20 protein-coding genes and 1 pseudogene are annotated in these 22,431 nt (G+C 62.3%); 13 read left to right on the forward strand and 8 right to left on the reverse strand.

Annotation, left to right across the window (positions count from 1 at the left end; translation table 11 throughout):
* Positions 1 to 6: 6 nt before the first annotated feature.
* Positions 7 to 2,448, reverse strand: coding sequence for a PBP1A family penicillin-binding protein (locus tag J8C05_RS03370; RefSeq protein ID WP_211422788.1), 2,442 nt, complete (start codon positions 2,446 to 2,448; stop codon positions 7 to 9).
* Positions 2,449 to 2,526: 78 nt separating this feature from the next.
* Here J8C05_RS03370 and J8C05_RS03375 point away from each other — a divergent pair, with 78 nt between their 5' ends.
* From J8C05_RS03375 to J8C05_RS03395, 6 genes and pseudogenes are all read left to right on the forward strand, one after another.
* Positions 2,527 to 3,243, forward strand: coding sequence for an SDR family oxidoreductase (locus tag J8C05_RS03375; RefSeq protein ID WP_211422789.1), 717 nt, complete (start codon positions 2,527 to 2,529; stop codon positions 3,241 to 3,243).
* Between the two features lie 59 nt (positions 3,244 to 3,302).
* The gene (gene panC / locus J8C05_RS03380) at positions 3,303 to 4,166 is read left to right on the forward strand and encodes a pantoate--beta-alanine ligase (RefSeq protein ID WP_211422790.1); all 864 of its coding nucleotides are present in this window, start codon (positions 3,303 to 3,305) and stop codon (positions 4,164 to 4,166) included.
* 176 nt (positions 4,167 to 4,342) lie between these two features.
* Positions 4,343 to 4,405: pseudogene (locus J8C05_RS15720) on the forward strand (zinc-ribbon domain-containing protein); the annotation flags it as partial.
* Positions 4,406 to 4,480: 75 nt separating this feature from the next.
* Positions 4,481 to 6,064, forward strand: a complete 1,584-nt coding sequence (locus J8C05_RS03385; RefSeq protein WP_211424461.1) for a formylglycine-generating enzyme family protein — start codon at positions 4,481 to 4,483, stop codon at positions 6,062 to 6,064.
* A 67-nt stretch (positions 6,065 to 6,131) separates the two neighbouring features.
* Positions 6,132 to 7,811: a tetratricopeptide repeat protein gene (locus tag J8C05_RS03390; protein WP_211422792.1), complete on the forward strand. Its 1,680-nt coding sequence runs from the start codon at positions 6,132 to 6,134 to the stop codon at positions 7,809 to 7,811.
* Positions 7,812 to 8,069: 258 nt separating this feature from the next.
* Entirely contained in the window at positions 8,070 to 8,951 is an 882-nt protein-coding gene (locus J8C05_RS03395) for an ABC transporter permease (protein ID WP_459543835.1), read from the forward strand.
* Here the strand turns inward: J8C05_RS03395 and J8C05_RS03400 are convergent.
* From J8C05_RS03400 to J8C05_RS03430, 7 genes are all read right to left on the reverse strand, one after another.
* Complete coding sequence (locus J8C05_RS03400; RefSeq protein ID WP_211422794.1) at positions 8,919 to 9,968, reverse strand: ketopantoate reductase family protein; 1,050 nt, start codon at positions 9,966 to 9,968, stop codon at positions 8,919 to 8,921. The two genes, J8C05_RS03395 and J8C05_RS03400, sit on opposite strands and share 33 nt — an antisense overlap.
* Entirely contained in the window at positions 9,965 to 10,276 is a 312-nt protein-coding gene (locus tag J8C05_RS03405) for a lycopene cyclase domain-containing protein (RefSeq protein WP_211422795.1), read from the reverse strand. The genes J8C05_RS03400 and J8C05_RS03405 overlap by 4 nt, the downstream gene beginning before the upstream one ends.
* Entirely contained in the window at positions 10,273 to 10,599 is a 327-nt protein-coding gene (locus tag J8C05_RS03410) for a lycopene cyclase domain-containing protein (protein ID WP_211422796.1), read from the reverse strand. The genes J8C05_RS03405 and J8C05_RS03410 overlap by 4 nt, the downstream gene beginning before the upstream one ends.
* Before the next feature lie 80 nt (positions 10,600 to 10,679).
* A complete protein-coding gene (locus J8C05_RS03415; RefSeq protein ID WP_211422797.1) occupies positions 10,680 to 11,369 on the reverse strand; it encodes a class I SAM-dependent methyltransferase in 690 nt (229 codons plus the stop codon).
* 57 nt (positions 11,370 to 11,426) lie between these two features.
* Entirely contained in the window at positions 11,427 to 13,502 is a 2,076-nt protein-coding gene (locus tag J8C05_RS03420) for a thioredoxin domain-containing protein (protein WP_211422798.1), read from the reverse strand.
* Between the two features lie 202 nt (positions 13,503 to 13,704).
* Positions 13,705 to 15,324: an ABC1 kinase family protein gene (locus J8C05_RS03425; protein ID WP_211422799.1), complete on the reverse strand. Its 1,620-nt coding sequence runs from the start codon at positions 15,322 to 15,324 to the stop codon at positions 13,705 to 13,707.
* Positions 15,325 to 15,478: 154 nt separating this feature from the next.
* Positions 15,479 to 15,952 (reverse strand): peroxiredoxin family protein, encoded by a 474-nt coding sequence (locus J8C05_RS03430; protein WP_211422800.1) that lies wholly within the window; start codon positions 15,950 to 15,952, stop codon positions 15,479 to 15,481.
* A gap of 433 nt (positions 15,953 to 16,385) precedes the next feature.
* On the opposite strand from J8C05_RS03430, the gene rseP reads away from it, so the two are divergent.
* From rseP to J8C05_RS03465, 7 genes are all read left to right on the forward strand, one after another.
* A complete protein-coding gene (gene rseP, locus J8C05_RS03435; RefSeq protein WP_211422801.1) occupies positions 16,386 to 17,864 on the forward strand; it encodes an RIP metalloprotease RseP in 1,479 nt (492 codons plus the stop codon).
* A gap of 160 nt (positions 17,865 to 18,024) precedes the next feature.
* Positions 18,025 to 18,174, forward strand: coding sequence for a 50S ribosomal protein L34 (rpmH, locus tag J8C05_RS03440; RefSeq protein WP_014099211.1), 150 nt, complete (start codon positions 18,025 to 18,027; stop codon positions 18,172 to 18,174).
* Positions 18,175 to 18,193: 19 nt separating this feature from the next.
* Positions 18,194 to 18,601 carry a ribonuclease P protein component gene (gene rnpA / locus J8C05_RS03445; protein ID WP_211422802.1) on the forward strand — a complete coding sequence of 136 codons (408 nt, stop codon included), beginning with the start codon at positions 18,194 to 18,196 and terminating at the stop codon, positions 18,599 to 18,601.
* A 92-nt stretch (positions 18,602 to 18,693) separates the two neighbouring features.
* Positions 18,694 to 18,963, forward strand: a complete 270-nt coding sequence (gene yidD, locus J8C05_RS03450) for a membrane protein insertion efficiency factor YidD (protein ID WP_407062869.1) — start codon at positions 18,694 to 18,696, stop codon at positions 18,961 to 18,963.
* Positions 18,963 to 20,837, forward strand: coding sequence for a membrane protein insertase YidC (gene yidC, locus J8C05_RS03455; RefSeq protein WP_211422803.1), 1,875 nt, complete (start codon positions 18,963 to 18,965; stop codon positions 20,835 to 20,837). Before yidD ends, yidC begins: the two co-directional genes overlap by 1 nt.
* Before the next feature lie 71 nt (positions 20,838 to 20,908).
* Positions 20,909 to 21,400 (forward strand): Jag family protein, encoded by a 492-nt coding sequence (locus J8C05_RS03460; protein ID WP_211422804.1) that lies wholly within the window; start codon positions 20,909 to 20,911, stop codon positions 21,398 to 21,400.
* Positions 21,401 to 21,442: 42 nt separating this feature from the next.
* Complete coding sequence (locus J8C05_RS03465) at positions 21,443 to 22,399, forward strand: hypothetical protein (protein ID WP_211422805.1); 957 nt, start codon at positions 21,443 to 21,445, stop codon at positions 22,397 to 22,399.
* The last annotated feature ends 32 nt before the right edge of the window (positions 22,400 to 22,431 follow it).

Genomic DNA, 22,431 nt, shown 5'->3' on the forward strand with positions numbered 1-22,431 from the left:
GCAAGGCTAGTCACGGGGTGGCACATCCGGCGGACGCCGGTCGCGGGGACGGGTAGCGTCGGGCAGCGGCGGCGGCCCGGTCACTGGCGGCAGTTCCGGTGGGGGAAGCTGGATGTCAGGTTCGACCACCACGCCCGGAGTGCCCATCGCGGCGGCGTCAGTCTGCGTGCAATCCTTCTTTGGGGCTGTCCCGGCCAGAAACCATTCCTCGATGGTTTCACCCTGGCAGGCTGGAGAAGGAAGCAGCCCGGTTTGCAAATCCACGGTCACTTTTTCCACGCCTTCGGCATCAGGGAAGGCATCACCGGTCAGGTCAGGGCGGAACTTGAGGACGGCGCGCATGAAGTTGACGAAAATCGGCAGCGCCGAATTCCCTCCGGTGATACCGAGTTGGCGGTTGTCGTCATACCCGACATAAACCACGCAGACCATGTGTGGTGTAAAGCCGGCAAACCAGCCATCGCGGCTCGTACCGGTTTTGCCGGCCAGGGCCTTGGTCAAACCGTTGGCTTTGGTGGCCGTGCCGCGTTCGATGGGGCCGCGCAGCAGGTGCGTCATGACGGCGGCGACCGCCGGGGAGATGACCGGCGTTGTCTGCGGCTCCACCTTTTCCACGAGGTTGCCTTTGCCATCGGCGATGAAGGTCAGGGCGCGGGGTTCGACCCGTGCGCCACGGTTGGGGAAAGCGGTGTAGGCGCGGGCCACTTCAAGCGGTGTTGCCTCTTTTGTGCCCAGCGCCAGACTCGGATACGCCTCCGGGCGCGGCAGCCCGAACCGTTCGGCCGTGCGTGCCACCCGGTCGTAACCCACGGCCTCGGCCACACTGACGGTGACGACGTTGAGCGATTTGGACAGCGCCGTGCGCACGGTGACGTATTGGTTGCTGTAGGCCTGCCCGAAATTGTCAGGGCTGTAGGTCTGCCCGTTGCCGTAGGTGAAGGTGCGCTTCTCATCCTTGAACAGGGATGATGGAGTGACGACTTCTTCTGCAATGGCCGTCGTATAGACGAAGGGTTTGAACACCGATCCCGGCTGACGGCGGGCGTCCGTGACGCGGTTGAGCTGGGATTGCGAATAGTCCCGGCCGCCCACCATGGCCAGAATGTCTCCGGTGTGGGCGTCGAGGGCGATGAGTGCGGCGTCCAGCCCTGGCGCCGGCTTTTTGACGAGATTTGCCAGCCCCTTCTGGACGGCCTCGACCGCGGCCTGCTGCAGGTTGATGTCGAGCGTGGTGTAGATGCGGGCCGCCGGATCGGACAGCACCCGGTCAAGTTTTCGCTCGGCAAGCACGGTTTGCAGGTAATCCAGATAGTAGGGGGCATCGGCGTTGCTGCTGGTGCGCCGGGGCGCAACGCCAAGCGGGGCGGCCCTGGCCTTTTCATATTCGGCCGGGGTGATGAAACCGACTTCGAGCATATCGCCCAGCACTTTGTTGCGGCGTTCGAGGGCGCGTTCCGGGTGCCTGAAAGGCGAGTAATAGCCGGGGCCGCGAATGATGCCAGCCAGAAAAGCGGCCTCCGGCAGGCTGAGCTGGATGATGTCTTTGCCGAAGTAAAACCGGGCCGCTTCACCAAAGCCGTTGATGGAATAGCTACCGTCCTGGCCCAGGTAAATCTCGTTGCAGTACATCTGGAAAATCTGGGGCTTGGTCAGGCGTGTTTCGAGAATGATGGCGATGTAGGCTTCCTTGAGTTTGCGGCTCAGGGTGCGCTCCGGCGTCAGGAAAAAGTTTTTGACAAGCTGCTGGGTGATGGTCGAACCGCCCTGCAAGCTGCCGTCCCGGTCGGTGAAGTTGCGGTAGATGGCGCGGGCCAGTCCGCGCAGGTCAATGCCCCGGTGGTCAAAAAAACGCCGGTCCTCGACGGCGACCACGGCCTGGACGAGTACCTTGGGCAGGTCATTGAACTCGACGATCTTGCGCTTTTCCCGTTCCTTGTTGAGCGCCGTCAGCAGCGGCGGTTCCAGCAGGCATTCCGTAAGCGGTTGCTGGTTGGAGAGTTCGACGATGTTGACCGGCGTGTTACCGTTGAACCGGATGCGGACAGAAGGGAATTTCTGTCCGGCCAGAGGCGCATCGGCGCTGGGGAGAATGTCGAGCCGGTTGCCATCGAGCAGGTAGCGTCCGCGCGTGGTGTCGCCTGCCTGGGACTGGGCAACGTAGCCGGTCCGGGTGAGATACTCCAGAAGTTGCGCTTTGCCAAACGATCCGCCCCTAATGACGCGCGCTGGGGCGGCATAGATGCCACTTGACCGGACGAAAGACTCCCCCTGCAGCTTTTGGTCAATCATCGTCGAGAACACGACGTAGTAATAGGTCAGGATGATGACGACCGGGAGCAGGGCCAGCGCCAGAAAAAAAACACGCCGTGGCGTGATGAGCCGTTGCCACCAGTGTTTGGTGCGAAAAACCCGCGGGTCGTTCTTGAAAGCTGGGTGATTTCCAGTCATGAGGACATCGTACGACGTTTCCTAAACTCGCCAATACCCCCTTGCCAGGACTTTACGCTTGTTGTCAGGAGTTTTTTCATGGATTTCACTGGGAAAGTCATCCTCATCACGGGTGGCGGCCGCGGCATCGGACGGGCTGCGGCCCTGAAGTTTGCCCGGCACGGCGCCGATGTGGCGCTGGCCGCGCGGACGGCGGCTGATCTTGAAGCCGTGGCCGGAGAGATTCGCGCCCTGGGGCGGCGCGTTGTCGCCGTGCCAACCGATACCACCAACCGCGAGCAGGTGACCGCTTTTGTGGCAGCCACCATAAGCCAGCTTGGCCGCATTGATGTGGTTGTCAATGCCGCCGGGATTGGGATTCTCAAGCCGTTTCTGGAGTTGACCGAAGCCGATCTGGACCGGATGCTGGCTGTCAACGTCCGGGGCGTTTTCAACGTAACACAGGTGGCGGCACTGGAGATGACGAAAACCGGTGGCGGGATCGTCATCAACATTCCAGGGATCCTGGGGCGGGCAGCGATGATGCAGGCTGCCGGATACTGCGCCTCAAAGTTTGCCGTCACCGGTATGACCCGCGCCATGGCGCTCGACTTGAAGCGCAACGGCATCCGCTTTACGCTACTACACTTCGGCGGTGTGGATTCACCTTTCTGGGATACCATTGCCATGCGCGTCCAGCGGGACAAAATGCTGTCGGTCGAAGACGCCGCCAACGCCATTGTCTTTGCCGCCTCACACACCGGCAATGGCGTACTGAACGAGCTGGTGCTGCAACCGGAAAGCCATCAGATGTGAGTTGCCATCAACCCCCGGCAGGGAAGCCATGGCTTCTCTGCCGTCTTTGGGTGTAGGGTATGGAAATCGTCACGCGCATTGCCCGAATGCGCCATTTGGCGCCGCGCCTCAAGCAGGACCGGAAAAAACTGGCGCTGGTGCCAACGATGAGCGCCCTCCACGAAGGCCATCTCAGTCTTATCCGCCGGGCGCAGATTCTGGCTGATGCGGTGGTCGTTTCGATTTTTTTCAATCCGATTCACTTTCAGGCCGGAGAGGAGTTTGATGTTCCGGCCCGTGACCTGGCGCGTGATGCCGAGCTGATGGCCAAGCGCGGAGTAGATGTTTTGTTTGCGCCGAGTGTGGACGAAATTTACCCGGAGGACATGCTGACCTATGTCACGACAGACACCCTGGACTGTCGGCTGTGTGGAGCCCAGCAGCCCAACTACTTTCGCGGTGTGACGACCATCGTCAACAAGCTCATCAATATCGTGCGCCCGGACTACACGTTGGTGGGGCAGAAGGATGCCCAGCAGTCCATCATCATCCGCCGGATGGTGCGCGACCTGTCCATGGATACCGAAGTGTTCATCTGCCCGACACATCGTGAGCCGGATGGACTGGTGACCTCTTCCCGCAATGCACTGCTCAGTGCGGAAGAACGTCAGGCTGCCACGGCGCTCTACCGGGGGTTGCAGCAGGCGCAGAAATTGGTTGAGCGAAACGGGGTCCGGGATGCGGAAACCCTGATTGGAGCCGTCCGGCAGGTGCTTGACCTGGAACCACTGGTGCGCCCGGAATATATCGCCCTCGTGGATATGGAGAACCTTGCTCCGCTGACGGCCATCGCGGAAGGTGGGGAAGGTCTGCTCGCCGTGGCGGCGTATGTTGGTCAGGTACGCCTCACCGACAACATCATTCTGGTGGGGAGTACGGGATAACCCCGGCGTACCGGCTTTCTTGCCGTGAACTTTTTGAGAATGTTACTATGCTGCCGGTTGGCTGGCTTCGTGGCAGACTGGCAGCTATGGGCAGCTTGCCCTGAACGGCGACTTGGAGGCACAAAACACCCGGAGCATGCCAGGCGTATGGTTTGGGGTGGTATGGGTAACTCGTCATGTTCTGCCCAAAGTGCGGTACTGAAAACCGTCCAAATGCGCGTTTCTGTAAAAGCTGCGGGCACGCTTTCGCCGGGGGCGGAGCCGGTGGGTCAGCGCCCCTGACCGGCCCCTCGTCCATCGAGCATACCTTTGTCATGCGTTCGGTCGGCCCCGATGATCCGGGGCGGACGAATGTTTCCCTGCCGTCCCTGGAAATGCAGCCGGAGTCCGCGCCGCCACCCGGTCCGGCGCCGGACAATAGCCACCACGGGGATGGTTTCATTCTGGGAGACATCTCCTCGCCCAACCTGCGGCTGGATGCCCCGCCGCCGGGAGCGACCGCCGGACCGGAATCCCTCCCGGACCTGTTTGCGACCAACATCTCCACCCCACAGTTTCCACCGACGCTCATCTCTCCACCCCCGCCGCCATCAGCTTCACCCCCACTGTCGCCACCGGCAGGTGGCTTTTCAGTGCCTGATCCATTGGCGACCAAAACCGGCACACCGGCGGCTTCGCTACCAACACCACAAACACTCGTCCCCCCGCCGCCGGCAGGCAGTTTTCCCGCGTCTGGTCCGTTGACAAACCGAACCGGGACACCGGCCGGTGGGACGCCGGCGGTGACGCCGCCAACCCCGCCGTTGAACCCGACGCCACCCGGAGGCGTGCCGCTCCCACCGGATGTGGCGGCAACCCCCTTCCGTCCGGTGGAACCGCTTGTCGGCGCACCACGGCCGATGGGACGGCAGATCACCGAGATGCCGGTGCTGCCGCCCAAGCCCCCGGCTGACCTCTTTGCCCAAACCGCTCCGGCTGCGGCACCTCCCCGCCGTACTGGCTTCCCGCTCTGGCTGGTCGTTGGGCTGTCAGTCGGAGCGATTGTGGCTTTGATTGGGATCGTGGCGGCCATTGCCTACTTTCAGTGGGCTGCGCCCTCCGCTCCGGTGGCTTCGGACACGCCGGCAGATACCCCGGCAACCAGAGGCGAGCCACCCACCCAAACCGAATCACCGGTGACACCGCCCAAGCCGGTTATCCCCGAAAACATGATTGCCATTCCAGGCGGGGAGTATCTCATTGGACGCAACAGCGGCGACTTTCTCGATCCCTATGAAAAACCCCAGCATACGGTGACACTGCGCCCGTTTTACATTGACCGGACCGAAGTCACGAACGCCGACTACCAGAAATTCATCGAGGCAACCGGGCATCCAGCCCCGGCTTCCTGGGTCGGTGCGCGGTTTGAAGCCGGCAAGGAACTGTTCCCGGTCACAGGTGTCACCCTGTCCGATGCCGAAGCCTATGCCCGCTGGGCCGGTAAGCGCCTGCCCACTGAAGAGGAATGGGAGGCGGCCGCCCATGGACGTACGCCAACGATTTTCCCTTGGGGCAATGCTTTCGATCCCAGCCGTGCCAATGTCAAAGCCAGTGGTCTTGGTGTGCCGGTACGGGTTGGGACGTATCCGGCCGGCGCCAGTCCCTTTGGGGTGCTCGACATGACGGGCAATGTCTGGGAGTGGACAGCTTCAGAAGCCCGACTCTACCCCGGAAGCACCGAGAAACCACCGAGTTGGGACAAGCCGCTCAATCCCGGCACACGGTTGCAAATCATTCGGGGCGGAGCGTTTACGGAAGACACCAGGCGCTGCACCGTGACTTACCGCAACTGGGTCCCGTCGGACTTCAAGGCCCGTGAACTTGGCTTCCGCTGCGCCCAGGATCAGCCGCCACAGTGACCTGCCAGCCGTGAAATGCTGTAAGTACGTTCGATTTTCATCCCGCACCACGCTTTGACTTGCCACTATGTTCACTGCCAAGTGCCGTGTTCCCGGTTCTTTCGCCAGGTGGTTTGCGTGTTCACAGGCGTCTCTGCCAGCGGCCGGTCTGGTCTGGACGTTTGTTCTGCTGGGGGGCATTGTTTTCCTGGGCAGCCGCAGCGTAGCCCAGATCGGGCGCGCGGATGATGTGCCGCCCGCCTCGGCCAACCCGTCCGCACCTGGAACGCCACCGGGCAAGCGCCCCTCTCCGCCACGTCGCCCGGCCATCGTCAAAACCCCCACGGGCGTTGCCATGCCGCTCGGTCGTCCGGCGGAGTTTTACTTCGAGGAAGGCAACGAGCTGTTTGACAAGGGAGACTTCGTCTCGGCCCGGATGTTTTTTGAGCAGGGTGGGAAAGCGGCGCGTCCCAAAAGTGACCTGGCGGAAGTCCTGCAGCGCCGCCGGGAAGTGTCCGCCCACATGGCGGTCGGTATGCAGTTCGAGCGGGAGTCACAACTTGTCGAGGCCCTGGCCGAGTACGACAAAGCCCTGGCCCTTGAGCCGGTCAATCCGGTTGCCAAAAGACACGCCGGACAGGTTCTGCAGATGCTTGGCAAGGCGGCCATGCTCACCAAAGACTGGCAGGCGGCGATTGGTTATCTCCGCCGCGCCCAGGAGCTTGCGCCCGAGGCTTCCACGCAGGCCGCACTGGTCACATCTCTGCTGCGGTTGGCTATGGAGCAGTCCGATCCGACCGAAGCCCAGCGCACCTACCGGCAGGTGCTGGAGATCGCACCCGGTAATGAAGATGCCCGTCTGGGACTGCGCCGCACGGAGGCACAGCTCCGCACCCGGCAGGCCGAAGCCGCCTTCCAGTCCGGACGCTATAACGAAGCCCGGAGTGAATACGAAGCCGCGCTTGAACTCGACCCTGAACATGCACCGGCGTCCGCGGGCAAAACCAAGGTGGAAGGCTACTTGGCCCGCCAGTCGGCAGATGAAGCCTATCGCCGCCGGGACTTCCGCGCGGCGTATGCCGACTACCAGAAATTTCAAACCGTTGTCCCAGATGACCCGCAGGTGACGGAGCGGTTACAGGAACTCTCCCTGCGGCTGGAGCCGCCCCTGCCGCTGCGCGGCTCGCTGATTTACAAGCTGAACACCGCCAGCCCCTTTCGGATTCGCCTGCATCGCGATCAGGTGGAAAACGCCCTGCTTGACAGCGAGAACCCCATCAAGCCGGACATCAAGCTCGAAGGCCGCCTCCCGGCGCGGGAGGCTGTGTTCCGCTTGGGCAAGTCTTCCGCCAATGTCACGGTCCGTATCGCCGTGATGCCGGTTGCCGGCAATGATTACACCGCCGAGCTGATTGCCACGCCCAAAAATCCGCGTTCGGAAGATGTCATCGTCGTGGCCGAATGGCAGCTTCCCCTGAAAGGTGGGGTTCAGTGGAAAAGGCAGCTCGAACCCGGCGCCTACCGGGTCTATTGGCAGGGACCATTCTTTGAGGTTTTTGACCCAACCGGCGTCTGTATTGAATCCAGCCGGCAGTCACCCCTGCCGCGCCAGCCTGTCACAGTCAAGGTCAAGCCAATCAAGGGGGTCACGGTGCAGGTTGTCGAGCAACCCAATCCCGGAAACGACTTTACCTTCGCCCTCAACCTGGCTGTCACCAGCCCGACCCTGCTGCTGCTTGACCTGAGCTGGGATGCAGGCAAAAAGTAGAAAACGCGCTCTTGTGGTTGAAAAAATGACAGCCATACCCGAAGTTGAAGGCAGACCCCGCACGGACACTCCCTAGAAGCTTGGGTATGGCTGTTTTCCTGACAAAGAAGCAGAGCAACCTTCGTGCCAGAACTGCAATGTCTCCAACGGACGGCGTTGCCCTTGGTTTCTGGTGCTGAGTTGACAATTCTTTTCATTCACCGGTTGTCAATTTTTGTCATCCTGTCTTTGTTTTGACAGGAAATGGTAACAATTTTCGTGTCTGACACCCTGCTGCTGCTGGTCTCACTCTTTGGTTCGACGCTCCGCCTCTCGACGCCACTCATCCTGGCCGCCTTGGGTGGGCTGTATGCCGAACGGGGCGGAGTCATCAACATGGCGCTGGAAGGCATCATGCTGGCCGGCGCGTTTACTGCCGCCACCGTGACGGCGCTGACCGGCAGCCCATGGCTGGGGTTGTTGGCCGGTCTGGCGGCCGGGCTGTTCGTGGCAGCACTCCATGCCTTCTGCTGCATTACCTGCCGCGCTGATCAGGTTGTCACCGGCACGGCCATCAACATTCTCATGCTGGGCGTCCCGCCGTTGATTTCGGGGGCCTTGTTCGAGTCCACAGGTTCGACACCCAACCTGGCTCAGACCCAGACGCTTCCCACCCTGCCGATTGTGGCTGCCCTGGTCGCCGTGCCGGTGACGATGTTTGTCCTGTTCAAGACACCCTTCGGTTTACGGTTGCGCGCCGTTGGCGAAGTGCCCGAAGCCGCCGCCACGGCTGGCATCAGCGTCACCTGGCTGCGCTGGCAGGGCGTCCTGCTTTCAGGGCTGCTGGCCGGGTTGGGCGGAGTCTATCTCTCGATTGGGCAGAACTCGCTCTACACGCGCAACATGACCGCCGGGCGTGGCTACATTGCGCTGGCGGCGTTGATTTTCGGCAACTGGCTGCCATGGCGTGTCCTGCTGGCCTGCCTGCTGTTTGGCTTCATGGACGCCGTGCAGATTCGCCTGCAGGGAACATCGTCCGTTCCCACGCAGTTCATTCAGATCATCCCGTACATTTTCACCATGGTGGTGCTGGCCGGCTTCATCGGCAAAGCGACGCCACCCCAGGCATTAGGCACGCCCTACATCAAGGGACGCCGGTGAACCGGCCAGGTGGGCGATACGCTCCCGGAGCCGTTCGAGTGGGAATTGCCCAACACCCTTGCCCGTCTCGATGGATTCCCGGACCGCGGCCAGCAGGGCGCGGTTGATGGGCGTCGGAACGCCATACCGTTCCCCAAGCCGCACAATCTCGCCATTGAGGTATTCGGCTTCGGTTTCGGGACGGCGAAAGTGCAAATCCTGCCACATGGATGGATAGCCGCGCTGTTCCGGCGGTACGTCGGTAAACTCGGCCTGACGCGCGGCAAAGGCTTCGACCTGCGCGCGAATATCGAAACGACCGGTCACATCAGCCGGGGAAATGCCGGCCGCAGCCAGCACGCGCAGCCCTTCTTCCATGACGGCGCGCATCATGGACAGCATCTCCGGCGTCGCAAAGGCTTTCTGCCAGTAGCAGTCCGTAACGGCCAGCAGCGCATTGTTGAGGTTTCCGATGAGCTTGCCCCACTTGACGGCCATGGCATCGGGATGCTCGCGGGTGGGCAGCCCGGCGGCCGTAAAGTCTGCCGCCACCTGGGCCGTCAGGGCATCCGTCCCTTTTGGAAAACACCCGACGGCGAGAAAGTCCATGATGGTCAGGACGACGCGGCCGGGTTCCGGCAGGACGGCGTTGAACAGCACCAGGACGGGATACACCTGCGTGACGTATTCGGCGACAATGGCTTCATTGGCAATGCCGTTTTGCAGGCACAACACCGGTGTCGTGGGCGGAACCTGCCGGGCGACATCGGCCATGGCAGTGGCGGTCTGGGTTGCCTTGACACCCAGGAGCAGGACATCGCCTTCTCCCGGCGCAGCTTCCGCGAGATGGGAAACGGCCGGGATGTCAAGCGTCAGGGTTTCCGTCGGCGTTTCCAGGCGCAGTCCCCGCGCCCGGATGGCTTCCACGTGGGCCGGACGGCCGACCAGACAGGCGGCATATCCAGCGCGGTGGAGCAGCCCGCCGACAACGCTGCCAACGGCTCCGGCCCCATAGACAATGTACCGTCGAATCATCATGCGCGTAGTTCTTTGGGCAGAAACAGCACGAGGCTCTGTGACACGAGCAGGCTGGTCAGAAAAAAGAAAATGACTTCTTCCAGTGGCACGACGCCCACGTGGATGCCGAGAATCTGATTGGCGTCAAACAGCCAGATACCTTCGGCAATGGCCAGCGCATCGGCTATGACGAAGTACAGCCCGATGACCACCACCGGCAAAAACACCGCCCGTGCATTGCGCGCCAGGATGCGCCAGCCAATGGCCCACTGGATTATGACAACCGGCAGCATCCAGCCGAGCAGATGGAACAGGTAGTTGGTTTTCATGTGGCTTTCTCCGTGGCGGTTGAGCTGGAGCGCGGGCGCAGCAGCGCCACCGTCAACAGCCCAACGCTGATGGTTTGCAGCAGGAAAAAGCCGTATTCCTCGATGGGCAGCCGCCAGATGCGAAACAGAATCTTGTCTTCCGGGAAGTCCCATATCCCCAGTTTGACGGCATGGTTGTCCCACGGGGTGGTGAAGACAAAGACAATGACACAGACGAGACCCAGCCAGCGGGCATGGACACGGGAAAACCTGCCCCGCGCCAGCCAGGCCGTCACCAGCAGCAGGGGAAGGCTGAAGTAAAGGTGAAACTGCAAGTACGTCATGAAAACCAGCGTTGTGTTGTAAATCGGGGGCGATGACAGCTTATCGAAGTGACAGACCGGGCAAAAGTCTATGTGTTTGTTTACGTCGGGCGTGAAGACATCCCCGGCTGGGGTGAGGGCCGGCGGGTGAGCGTCCAGTGGCGGTCGCTGGTCTGGGCAAGGGTGATGTCGGTCAGTCCGGCCGCCTCGGCCGCCGCTGCAATTTCTTCGAGTGTGAGCGCTGCCCCCAGCGAATCACGGAAAAGCTTTTGCTGCCGGGGCGATTCGTCCCCGGCGTACTGCGCCACCAGAGCATCGGCTGCTTCCGGGGTGGCCGGCCGCAGGAGGTCCCGGATGAACAGCGCAGCCCCCGGTTTGGCCACCCGCGCTATTTCACGCAGGACCGTGACCGGCTCCGGGATGTGGTGCACGATGCTGTTGGAAATCACGGCATCGAAGGTTGCCGCCGGAAAGGGAAGGCTTTTGGCGTCAGCCAGATGCAGGCTGATGCGGTCTTCGAGCCGGGCCGCCCGGAGATGGGCCGCCGCCAGTTTGAGCATTTCCGCCGACAGGTCCGCGGCGGCAATCTGCACGTCCGGCAGGCGTTCGGCAATGAGAACGGGAATGCGCGCCGTACCCGTGCCCACATCCAGCACATAGCCAGCCCGAATGCCAAGCGCCACGACGGCATCCGCAAACGCCGTGTTGACTTCGGTGAAGTCCATGGCGTCGTAGTCCTGGGCTTCCTCCGCCGTGTCCATGACTTCGGGTTCGAGAATCCGCTCCATCATCACCTGTTTCGTGGTTGGTTCGCCGCTGCAAGGTTGGTCAATGGCGATGTTGTTTCGTCAGGCCAACTGCGCGCGCAGGGCATCGGGCGTTGTAACCGGGGCCTGGCAGGTAAAGCTCTGGCAGACGTAAGCCGTGGGTTGGCCGTTGTGCATCGTTCGCTGCGCCACCAGCGGAACATACTGCGCGTGGTCGCCATCTTCCGGGTTCAGCAGGGCCACGACGCGGTGCGGACGGAAGGCTTCCTCGACAACCCGGCGAAGCTCGCGCGTCTCCGCTGCGTCCGGCGGCCCGACGATGACGATTTCCCGGACACTGGCCAGATAGAAGTCGAGCGCCCCCAGCAGTTGCCCGAATCCAGAGGGCATCTTGGCCATGGAACTGGACAGTGTTTGCAGGATGTGTTCGGCCCGCTCGCGGTAGCGTTGCTCGCCGGTCAACAGCGCCAGGCGCAGCAGAACCTCCACCGCCACCGAATTGCCCGACGGCGTAGCGTTGTCGAAGACATCCTTGACGCGCGTGATGAGCTGCTCGTGCCGGTCGCCGGTAAAGAAAAAGCCCCCGCCCTGCGGATCGTCGAATTGTGCCAGCATGGCCTCAGTCAGTTCGCGCGCCGCACAGAAGTATTTGACGTTTCCGGTGGCTTCATACAGCGCCAGAAGCCCCTCGGCATAGCAGGCGTAGTCTTCCTGGTAGCCCGGAAACTTGTTTTGTCCGTCCTTGTGTGACCGGTACAGGATGCCGTCCACATACATCGTGCCCAGAACAAACGCGGCATTGCGTTCTGCTACGGCACGGTAATCATCCCGTTCCAGGACGGCTGCCGCCCGCGCAAAGCTGTAGAGCATCAGTCCATTCCACGCGGCCAGACATTTTTCATCGCGCGCCGGTTTGACCCGCTGTTCACGGGCTTCAAACAGGATGCGCTTCGCGCGCGCCAGCACATGTTCCAAGTGTTCCGGTGTCACTTCCTTGAGACGGGCAACGGTTTCGAGCGGCAGGGGCGTGCTGAGCACGGTTTTGCCGGTTTCCTCGAAATTGCCTTCTTCGGTGACATCAAAGTACCGGCGCACCAGGTCAGCATCGGCTTCATCGAGCAGGGCATTGATTTCCTCCGGCGTCCAGACGAAAAACCGGCCTTCTTCACCTTCGCTGTCGGCATCCTGAGTGGCGTAAAAGCCGCCCGTCGGTGCGGTCATTTCACGCACCACGTAGTCGAGCGTTTCTTCGACGATCTGGCGGTAGCGCGGTTTGCCGGTCGCCTGCCAGGCTTCGAGGTACGTCCGCGTCAGCAGGGCGTTGTCGTACAGCATTTTCTCAAAGTGCGGGACAAGCCACTGGTCGTCCGTCGAGTAGCGATGAAAGCCGCCGCCCAGGTGGTCATACATCCCGCCGCTGGCCATCTTGTCGAGGGAGAGTTCGACCATTTCGAGCGCGTGGAGTTCGCCCGTCAGTCGCCAGTAACGGAGCAGGAAGGAGAGCAGCATCGAGTTGGGAAACTTGGGCGCGCCACCGAAGCCGCCGTGAACATGGTCGAAGCGTGTGGACAGGCGGCGGTAAGCATCTGTGAGGATTTCCGGTGACAGCGTTCGCGCGCCGTCCAGCGGCGTGTGCATCCGTTGGAGTTCGGCCGTGATTTCAGCGATGCTCTGCCGGACCTCATGGCGGCGCTGACGGTAGGCGTCAGCCACTGAGCGGAGAATACGCGGAAAGCCCGGCATCCGCCCGCGGTCTTCGGGCGGGAAGTAGGTTCCGCCGTAGAACGGTTCGCCGTCCGGCGTCAGAAATACCGTCAGCGGCCAGCCGCCCCGCCCGGTCATAAGCTGGACGGCGTTCATATAGACCGTATCCAGGTCCGGGCGTTCTTCGCGGTCCACTTTGATATTGATGAACAGCTCGTTCATCAGGGCCGCAATGGACGGATTTTCAAAACACTCGTGCTCCATGACGTGGCACCAGTGGCAGGCCGAATAGCCGATGCTCAACAAGATGGGCTTGTCTTCAGCTTTGGCCCGGGCCAGGGCTTCCGGCCCCCACGGATACCAGTCCACCGGGTTGTGGGCATGCTGCAAAAGATACGGACTCGTTTCGCTGATGAGCCGATTGACAAACTGCGGACTGGGTTGTGCCGACATGATGACGGGATGATTCCTTTGCTGATAATCGTGGCCAATACACCAAGCTAAGCTTTCTTCTGTCGGGCGTCCAATGGCTGTACCAGAACGGACGCTTGGGGCAACCGTGCCGGGTTGACGGCAACCGGCCGGAGTTCGTCCATCCAGAAGACCAACTGACCGGCGAAGGCGGTGCCGACCGGCCGTGGCGCTGAGAGGGGGATCAGGCCGGAGGCGGCGGAGAGGCGTCGCTCCCCGAAGGCAGGGCAGCGCCTGAAGAAAGGGCCGGCGGCCGCGGTTTGAAATAGGTCCGGTAGGCCAGACGGGCGACATTCCAGATTTTTTCCCACCCGATGCGGACTTCCTCGCCGCGCAGCAGCCTGCCGAGCACCTGGTCGCGGACGTGAGCCGTAGCGCGCTTGAGCAGGAATTCCTTGGCGTGGGGGCGCGCCACCTCGAACAGGTGAAAGTTGGGGTCGAGACTCTGGCCCATGCCTTCGAGCGTCATCAGGGCCCGTACCACGAAGGTGAAGTTGCCGGGAATGCGGAAGGGATAGGCGTAGAGCGTACTCGAAACGGTCGCATTGAGTTCGGAAAAGGTCAGTTGGGACAGTTTTTTGCCCTTGTACTGTGCCAGAATCCCCTGGGCCGCTTCCTGGAAGGCGGCCGGGTCGTAGCCGGGTTGCAGAAAGCCCAGCGCAATGGCATCGCCGACCAGGCCCATCAAATCGCGGTCGGTGATGTGAAAGAAGGCATCCAGCAGGCCCATCCGCATCTCATCCGTGATGCGCCCAACCATTCCGAAGTCGAAGAACGCCAGCCGCCCGTCGGCCATGATGCGCAGGTTGCCCGGATGCGGATCGGCGTGAAAGAAACCGTCTTCGAGCAACTGCTTGAGGTACGTGCGCACCAGCAGGGTCATCTTCTGCATCGGGTCAAAGCCGGCCGCCCGCAGCCGTTCGGCGTCGGTCGGTTTGACGCCGGCAATGTATTCCATCGTGATGACGTGGCGGCTCGACAGCTCCGGGTAGATGCGGGGGAGATAGACTTCCTGCTGCCAGTTGGCAAAGTTGCGCCGGAACCGGGCAGCGTTTTCCATTTCGCGCTCGTAGTCCATTTCTTCGCCGAGCATGGTCTCAAACTCGGCGACGATGCCGCTCCAGTCCGCGCCTTTGACGCCGGCCAGCCAGGTTGGGCGGCGTTCCAGGTAGGCGGCCACAACCCGCAGAATCTGGAAATCGAGCCGGATGATGTCCGCCAGGTTGGGGCGCTGAATCTTGACCACGACCTCCGTGCCGTCCGGCAGTTGGGCGCGGTGTACCTGCCCCAGGCTGGCGGCCGCCAGCGGACGCGGTTCGATGCGCCGAAACAGCGCCTGTGGCGGTTGCCCAAGCTCTTCCGTAATCCGCTGCCAGGCCACCTCCGTCGGAAAAGGCGGCACTTCATCCTGAAGCACAGTCAGCGCCTGGGCGTAGGTCAACGGGAGCAGGTCCGTGCGCGTGGAAAGCATCTGGCCGATCTTGATAAAGGTCGGACCCAACACAATGAAGGCCGCGCACAGGCGTTCGGCCTGACCGGCGTGAAAGGCGGCTTCCGTGGCCTGGGCGGATGTGGAACGGTGCAGCAGCCGCCGGAGTCCGCGTCTCCACCAGACGGCAGACGCTCCGCCGTCCGCAGCGAGTGAGCGGATGACGTAGGGTAGCAGAAGCCACAGACCCAACCGCAGGATGCGCAGCAACCGCCGCCGGGCACGCCAGTCGAGCTGGCGCAGAGCCGCCCAGAAAAAACGGACGGTGCTCCAGAGCGATTCCCGTTCAGGTGAGGTATCGGTTGGCTGGGACATCAGTCGTCGGCACTCATCAGGGCAAGCCGGTTCATCTGGGCAGCGGGGACGGCTGCCACAAGCATCCGTGCGACCCCGGTGGCTTGACTGTGGCGAGTGCCGGCAAAGGCGTCAAGTTTTCCCCACACCGGGCGGGGGCATGGCGCAGCAAAGGTCAGTCAGGTTGAACGACACGCAGCAAATCCGCCCGCATCTGCTCCGCCAGGGTTGTGGTGAGGTCCAGCCCCTCGCGTTTGACGGCCACCGTGCCGTCTTTGCGGAGCAGGACAAAGCTGGGGATCACGGAGAGGTTGAGGCGCTGGAACAGCAGGTTCCCGCGTGGGTCCCGCGCGACAGGGTAGGTCAGGTGCAACTGGTCGCGCCAGGTTTTCAGGTCGGCGTCGCTGATGAAATCCCGGTCGCGAGGCTGGGTGCTGTTGGTAAGGACGAGGCAGAGCGTCACTTGGGGATGGTTGTCGGCAATGGTGTTCATCTGGCGCAGGAGCAGTCGCATCAGGGGCGACCCATGGGCAGTGAAGCACAGAAGAACAGCCTTGCCCCGCAACTGTTCCGCGTCGAGGGGCGAACCATTGGGAGTCGGCAGGAGAAACTCAACCGGATCGCCCTGTTTCTGAACCTTCTGCACCACCGTCGGATTCTTTTCCTGCGGAAGGGCCCCCGGGTCCGTGCCAGAGTGGCCGGCGAGGTTATGAGCCGGAACCGGCTGAACCACGGGACCGGCCCACAGGAGCAGCGTCAAGACCCACGACCGGCCGGCAGGGAAGGATTTGGTAGGCAACATGATCTTTCTGCGGCTTCGATAAGGATACACCCGAATACCACCGATGAAGGCCCATCCGGGAAGGTTGCGTCAGGCACTCGGCCGGGGATTCACGGCCGGGGATTCACGGCCGGGGGTTCACGGCCGGGGGCTGGTGACTGGCACACCGCCTGTTTGGAGAGCACCGGCATGGGGTTGACCGGCGCTGCCCCCGGCGGCGGAAGGCGTTTGGGTACGTACCGAACGGCTATGTTACATTCCAAACGGCCCGGTAAGCGATAGGGAGGTTCACAAACGTTTTATGGTCACGGTGCTCGCGGCGCTTTGGTTTGGCGCCAGCCTGCTGGCGGGTGAAACCCTCGTCATGCTGGCGGCATTTCTGGTCGTGCTGGGGACGACGGTTGTCATTCACGAGTTTGGCCACTTTGCTGCCGCCAAGTGGCTCGGCATGAAGGTCGAGATTTTTTCCGTCGGCTTTGGGAAACGCCTGTTCGGTTTTCAGTGGAAAGAAACCGACTACCGGCTTTCCCTGTTGCCACTCGGTGGTTACGTCAAGATTACCGGCATGGACCCGGAAGAAGAGGCCGCCCGGCAGCGGCATCCTGACGCCTACCTGATGCGCCCGAAATGGCATCAGTTTTTGGTTCTGGTGGCCGGGCCGGCCATGAATATCGTTCTGGCGCTGGCGATTCCCTTTGTCATCGGGCTGTTTTTCTTCAAGGCGCCGGCCTATCTCAGCCAGCCGGCGGTGGTGGGCGCGGTGCCGATTGGCTCTTCGGCGGAAGAAGCCGGCATTCAGCCCGGTGATCGCATTGTCAGGTTTGCCGGTATCGAGTCTCCGACCTGGAGCAAGGTGCGCGATTACACGGCCATCAATGATGGCAAATCCGTCCCCGTGACCATCGAGCGTGGCGGACAACGGCTGGAGTTGACCATCATCCCGAAAGCCCGGCAGCAGGCCGGAAACACCGTCGGCGACGCCGGGCTGCTGCCCCAGGACATCCCCGCGGCGCTGCCGGTTGTGGCTGCCGTTCAGCCCGGTTCGCCGGCGGCGCAGGCCGGGCTGCAACCGCAGGACAGGTTGCTGGCGCTGGACGGGCGTCCCATCCCGAACTTTGACTGGTTCAAGCAGTCGCTCCAGGCGTATGAAAATCGCCAGGTGGTGCTGACGGTCGAACGCCAGGGCGAGACCCTCACCCTGGCGCTGACCCCCAAGCGCATTGACGGGGAAATCCGCATCGGATTCGTCCCTGTCCCGCCGCCGCCGCTGCCACTGACGCGCGAGCGCAAATCCCTTCTGGGGGCGGCCCAGCATGCCGTCAACGAAAACATCCGTTTCATTGTGCTGACCGGTGAAGCCTTCCGGCAGATTTTCCGTGGGGAACGAAAAGTCTCCGACACACTTTCGGGTCCCATTGGGATTGCCAAGGCTTCCGGCGACGCCGTGAAGTTCGGCGGCCTGGAAGGTCTTTTCTTCATCATGGGACTGCTCAGCCTCAACCTGGGGATTTTCAATCTGCTGCCTATTCCTGTCCTGGATGGGGGCCACATTTTCCTGCTGGCGCTCGATGCCATGGCGGGCTGGGTTGGCTGGCGGCTGACCGATGATCTCAAGCAGCGTTTCAATCAGGCCGGCTTTGCGGTGCTGATGTTGTTGATGGTGTTCGTGATGTTCAATGATGTCACCCGTTTCTGGTGGAAGCCCGGCGCGGCCGAGCCGCCGCCACCGCCGCCACCGGCCGTCGAAAAGCCATCCACTGAGAAAGCGCCACCGCGCTGAGTCTGGGGCGTCCGTCATCTGAGCCGGGTGCGAAGGGAGGCGGTCTGCAAAGGCCGCCGCTTGACGCCTGGCGGCCAAAGCCATTACGCTTGCCGACTTTCATTGTGGTTCGGGTGGCAACCGCTGACGGCCGTATTTTCAAAGAAAGGAAGTGATTGGGATGAAGCGCACATATCAGCCGAATAACCGGAAACGGGCCAAAACGCATGGCTTTCGGGAGCGCATGAAGACCAAGGGTGGGCGCAACGTCCTCAAGCGGCGTCGGGCAAAAGGGCGCAAGCGTTTGACGGTGAAACACTACGGCTTCTGACGCAGCGGCGGCCCCTGATGTGACCGATGTCGAACGGCCCGTCGCCCACGTTTCCTGTCGGTTTACAAAACAGGCGCGCTTACGGACGCCCGGCGAGTTCCAGCGGGTGTATCGCCAGGGCAGACAGTTGCACTCGTCACTGTTTACCATTTTCGTGGCTCCCAACCGGCTCGGCCGAACGCGCCTGGGCATCACGGCCAGTCGGAAGGTGTCGAAGTCGGCCGTAGTGCGCAATCGGTGCCGGCGCCGGCTGCGGGAAGTGTTCCGCCGCCAGCAGGCGACGTTGCCGGTCGGCTGGGATATTGTGGTCAACGCCAAGTTCCAACTGACGACGGCAAGCTATGCGCTCATTGAACAGGAGTTTACCCGCCTGATGGAAAAGCTTTCCAAACTGGCGGCCGGTGGCGCGGCGGAGCCGGCTGGGTGATGTGGATGACCGGCCCCCTGACCCCCGCCAGCTTCCGTCCCGCCAGCTTCCGGGGAGCAGGTGACTGTCGCCGGCAGCAGGTTGAAACGTCCATGTTGAAGCAAGCGGCCCTGGCGCTGATTCGCCTGTATCAGCTTTTGATAGCTCCTCTCCTGCCCCCGGTGTGTCGGTTTCAGCCCACCTGTTCGCACTACACCGCCGAGGCCATTGCGCGGTATGGCCTCTTTCGTGGGGGCTGGCTGGGCGTTTGTCGGCTGGCGCGGTGTCAGCCTTTCTGTCGTGGTGGCTACGATCCGGTCCCCGATTTGACCCCGCGGTCCAGCGCGCCGGTGGCGTCGCGCACGAAAGGTAGTTCAGGCTGATGGAAAAGTCTCGCATTGCACTCGCCTTTGCGCTGTCACTGGCAGTGATGCTGGTCTGGCAGTATTTCTTTGCGCCGCCCCCGCCGCCCCCCGGCGATGCGGCGGCTCCGGTGGCAGCCGGGCGGTCGGCGGCGTCTGAATCGCCAGTGACCACCGGCGAAGCGTCTCCGGCCGCGCCTTCTGAACTGACCCCCACCGATGCCCCGGCGCGTGACATCACCGTTGAGACGCCCCTGTGGCGCGCCACCTTTTCCAACCGGGGCGGGGTCCTGACCCGGTTCGTGCTCAAGGCGTTGCCCAACGGGCGCGCGCTCCGCGCAAGCGATGGCAAGTCGGAACTGGAAGTGCTGACCACGACTTCCCGCCGGGGTGATCCCGGTGCGCCGACGACCGAACTCGGCGCGGCCTTTGAGCTGATTGCCACCGGGCAGGACGAGTTGACCGCGTTCTTCAACCAGAGTCGCTACCAGGTCGAAGGTGCTGTCACGGAAGCCCTGTCCGTGGGCGACGGCGAGACGGCCACCCTGACCTTCGGGCTTAGCACGGCCCAGGGCTACCAGATCGTCAAGCAGTATGTCATTCGGGGCGGGCGTTATGACTTCGACTTTCTGGCCGATGTGCAAAAGGATGGCGCGCCGGTGCCGGTCATGTTTCGTCTGGGGCCGAATTTTGGCGACCAGGTGTTTGCCGAGTATGACGGCTACACGCACACGCCACCCCACGCCGTGACGGTCATCGGCGGAAATGCCACCTTCACGCCGTTCACTTCGGTGGATGCGACACCGCCCGGCGCGGGCAAACCCGCCTACCTGACCAAGCCCAATACGGCCTGGTGCGCACTGACCGATCACTACTTTGCCTTCACGGCCATTCCGCCGCAGCCCGGCACGGTGCAGCTCAGCCGACGGGATGCCGTGACGCGCTTTCAGGGACGCGATGTCAAGCGGGAATACGTCTTTCTGGATGTGCCGACGGTCAATGCCGCAGCCAATATCATTTACATCGGCCCGAAGGATCGGACGTACCTGGCTTCCGTAAGCCGGCTTCTCAAAACGGAGCGCAACCTCGATGTGGACCTGCGCGAACTCAACGACTACGGCTGGCTGGCCTTTTTTGTGCGGCCGCTCATCCCGGCGCTGGACTGGCTGCTCCGGTTTTTCTATGCGCAAACCCAGAACTACGGCTGGGCCATTGTGCTGCTGACCTTTGTCGTCAACATGCTGTTGTTTCCGCTGCGCTGGAAAACGGCCGTGTCGTTTCGCAAGGCGGCCGTCCATGCCCCGCGTCACAAGGAGTTGGCCGAACGGCTCAAGCAGTTGCAGGCGCAGAAAGTCAAAATGGACGACCCGCGCATGGTGGAGTTACAGCGCGAGCAGATTCAGCTTATGAAGGAAAGCCTGCCTATCATGGGCTGCCTGCCGATTCTGTTGCAGTTGCCGATTTTCGTCGCCATTTACGTCTATCTTCAGCTTTCGGTTGACCTGCGCCAGGCCGCGTTCATCGGCTGGCTCACGGATTTGTCCATGCCTGACCCGTGGCATGTCCTGCCGGTCGTGCTGTGTGTGACCCAGATTGGGCAGAGTTACCTGATGCCACAGCCGCCGGGGCCTGAAGACCCGGCGCTGGCGATGCAGCGCAAGATCATTGTGTGGGTGATGCCGATTCTGTTTGCGGCGCTGTTTTTCTGGAGTGCGCCCAGCGGGCTGGTGGTGTACTGGATGGCCGGAAATATCATCGGCATCACGCAACAACTCATCATCAACCGCATGCTGCCGCCCATTCCTGCTGCCAGCCCGTCCCCAGGGGGCGCGGCCGATGCGTCAGCCGCCGATGGAAAGGATAAAAAGAAGAAATTCAACCCACGTCCAGCCTAGTCGGTTCCGGTAGCTGCACCTTGCCTGGCAGTGTTACCGGGTGGGCGTGAGGTTGGGTAGATGCCATGCCGATGTCCGATGCACTTTTGTCTGAACTGACCCCCGTTCGGGATGACGACAGTCTGACCCCGCTCCTGCACGATTTCCTCACCAGGGTCATCCGCCACAGCGCATGGCGGATGACGTTCACGATCAGCGAGCAGACCGGTGTCTGGCAGGTGAACTTTGTCGGTGAAGATGCCGGTCTGTTGCTGGCCCGTGGGGGGGAAGTCCTTCATGCGCTGGAGCACCTGCTGGAGCGCGTCGTGAATCATCACGCGCCGGGGCGGTGGGCGGTACGTCTCGATGCCAATGGCTACCGCGCCAACCGTGAACGGGAACTGGTGCTGATGGCGCGGACAGCGGCCGAGCAGGTCAAAAAGTATCGTCAGCCATTCACCTTCAGCGCCCTGAATGCCGCCGAGCGCCGGATCATTCACCTGACGCTGGCCACGGAGCCGGGCGTGCGAACGGAAAGCATCGGTCATGGAGACGACCGCAAAGTGGTTGTCCATCCGGTATAACCACGGCCGACCCGAGGACAACCTTTCGTGAAAACGGGAGCCGTGCGTTGGAAAATTCTCATCCTGCTATGGTTGGGCGCGCTGCTGACCGGCGGCTGCCTGACCTCGCGCGTGGCTCTGCCACGGCTGCTGCCGCTCAATCCACCGGTGACTGCCGAAGACCTGGTCGGGCGCATTGCCTACCTTCAACAGGTGCAGGCGGTGCGGACGGCCGTCCAGTTGCAGTTTGTGGACTATCGGGATTCGACACGCGGCGTCGGCAAAGCCTATCCTTCAGCCAGCGGGGCGCTGGTGCTGCGGCGTCCACAGAGCATTCGCTTACAGGTGCAGGCGTCGTTGCTGGGTTCGCTGGCGGATATGACCTCGGATGGGCAGCAGTTTACGGTCGCCGTGTTTTATCCCACCGACCGGCAGGCTTTCATTCGCGGTTCCAATACCAGGACCTACGAGGTGAAGGTTTCGGATGGAAAACAGGCGCGTGATGTGAGTGCCTTTGCCAGCCTGCGTCCGCAGCACCTCTCCATGCCGCTGCTGCCGCCACCCATCCCGCCGGCTTCGCCGGACATCAGTTGGTCGGTGTTTGAGACGCGCCGGGATGAGAGCGTCATGACGGATGCGCGGCCGGAGTGGGTGACACGCACCTACTATCTCCTCTATGTTGCGCAGCGCGAGCCGGCGGGCGAGCCGGCGGGGACGTGGCGTCCGCGCTTTGCCTATTGGTTTGACCGGACCCAGCCGGGAACGCCATTGACACGGCTCGAAGTTTTTGAAGAAAACGGGGACCTCGGCACCATTTCGGATTTTGGCGGATATACTACGAATGGTGGAACGCCCCGGCTGCTCCCGGAGTGGGTTCGGATTATGCGCCCGGCGGAAGGCTATGCCCTGCGGGTGGTGTTTCAGTCCCCGGAAATCAACCCGACCTCGCTGCCGGAGGATGTTTTCACCCTGACCAATGACCGCAACCTGAAAGTCGTGGACCTCGATGCCCAGCCCTGACCCCCTGCCCAGTATGACCACTGCTCTGACCG

The sequence above is a fragment of the Chloracidobacterium sp. N genome (assembly GCF_018304765.1).
GTDB classification, from domain to species: Bacteria; Acidobacteriota; Blastocatellia; order Chloracidobacteriales; family Chloracidobacteriaceae; genus Chloracidobacterium; species Chloracidobacterium aggregatum.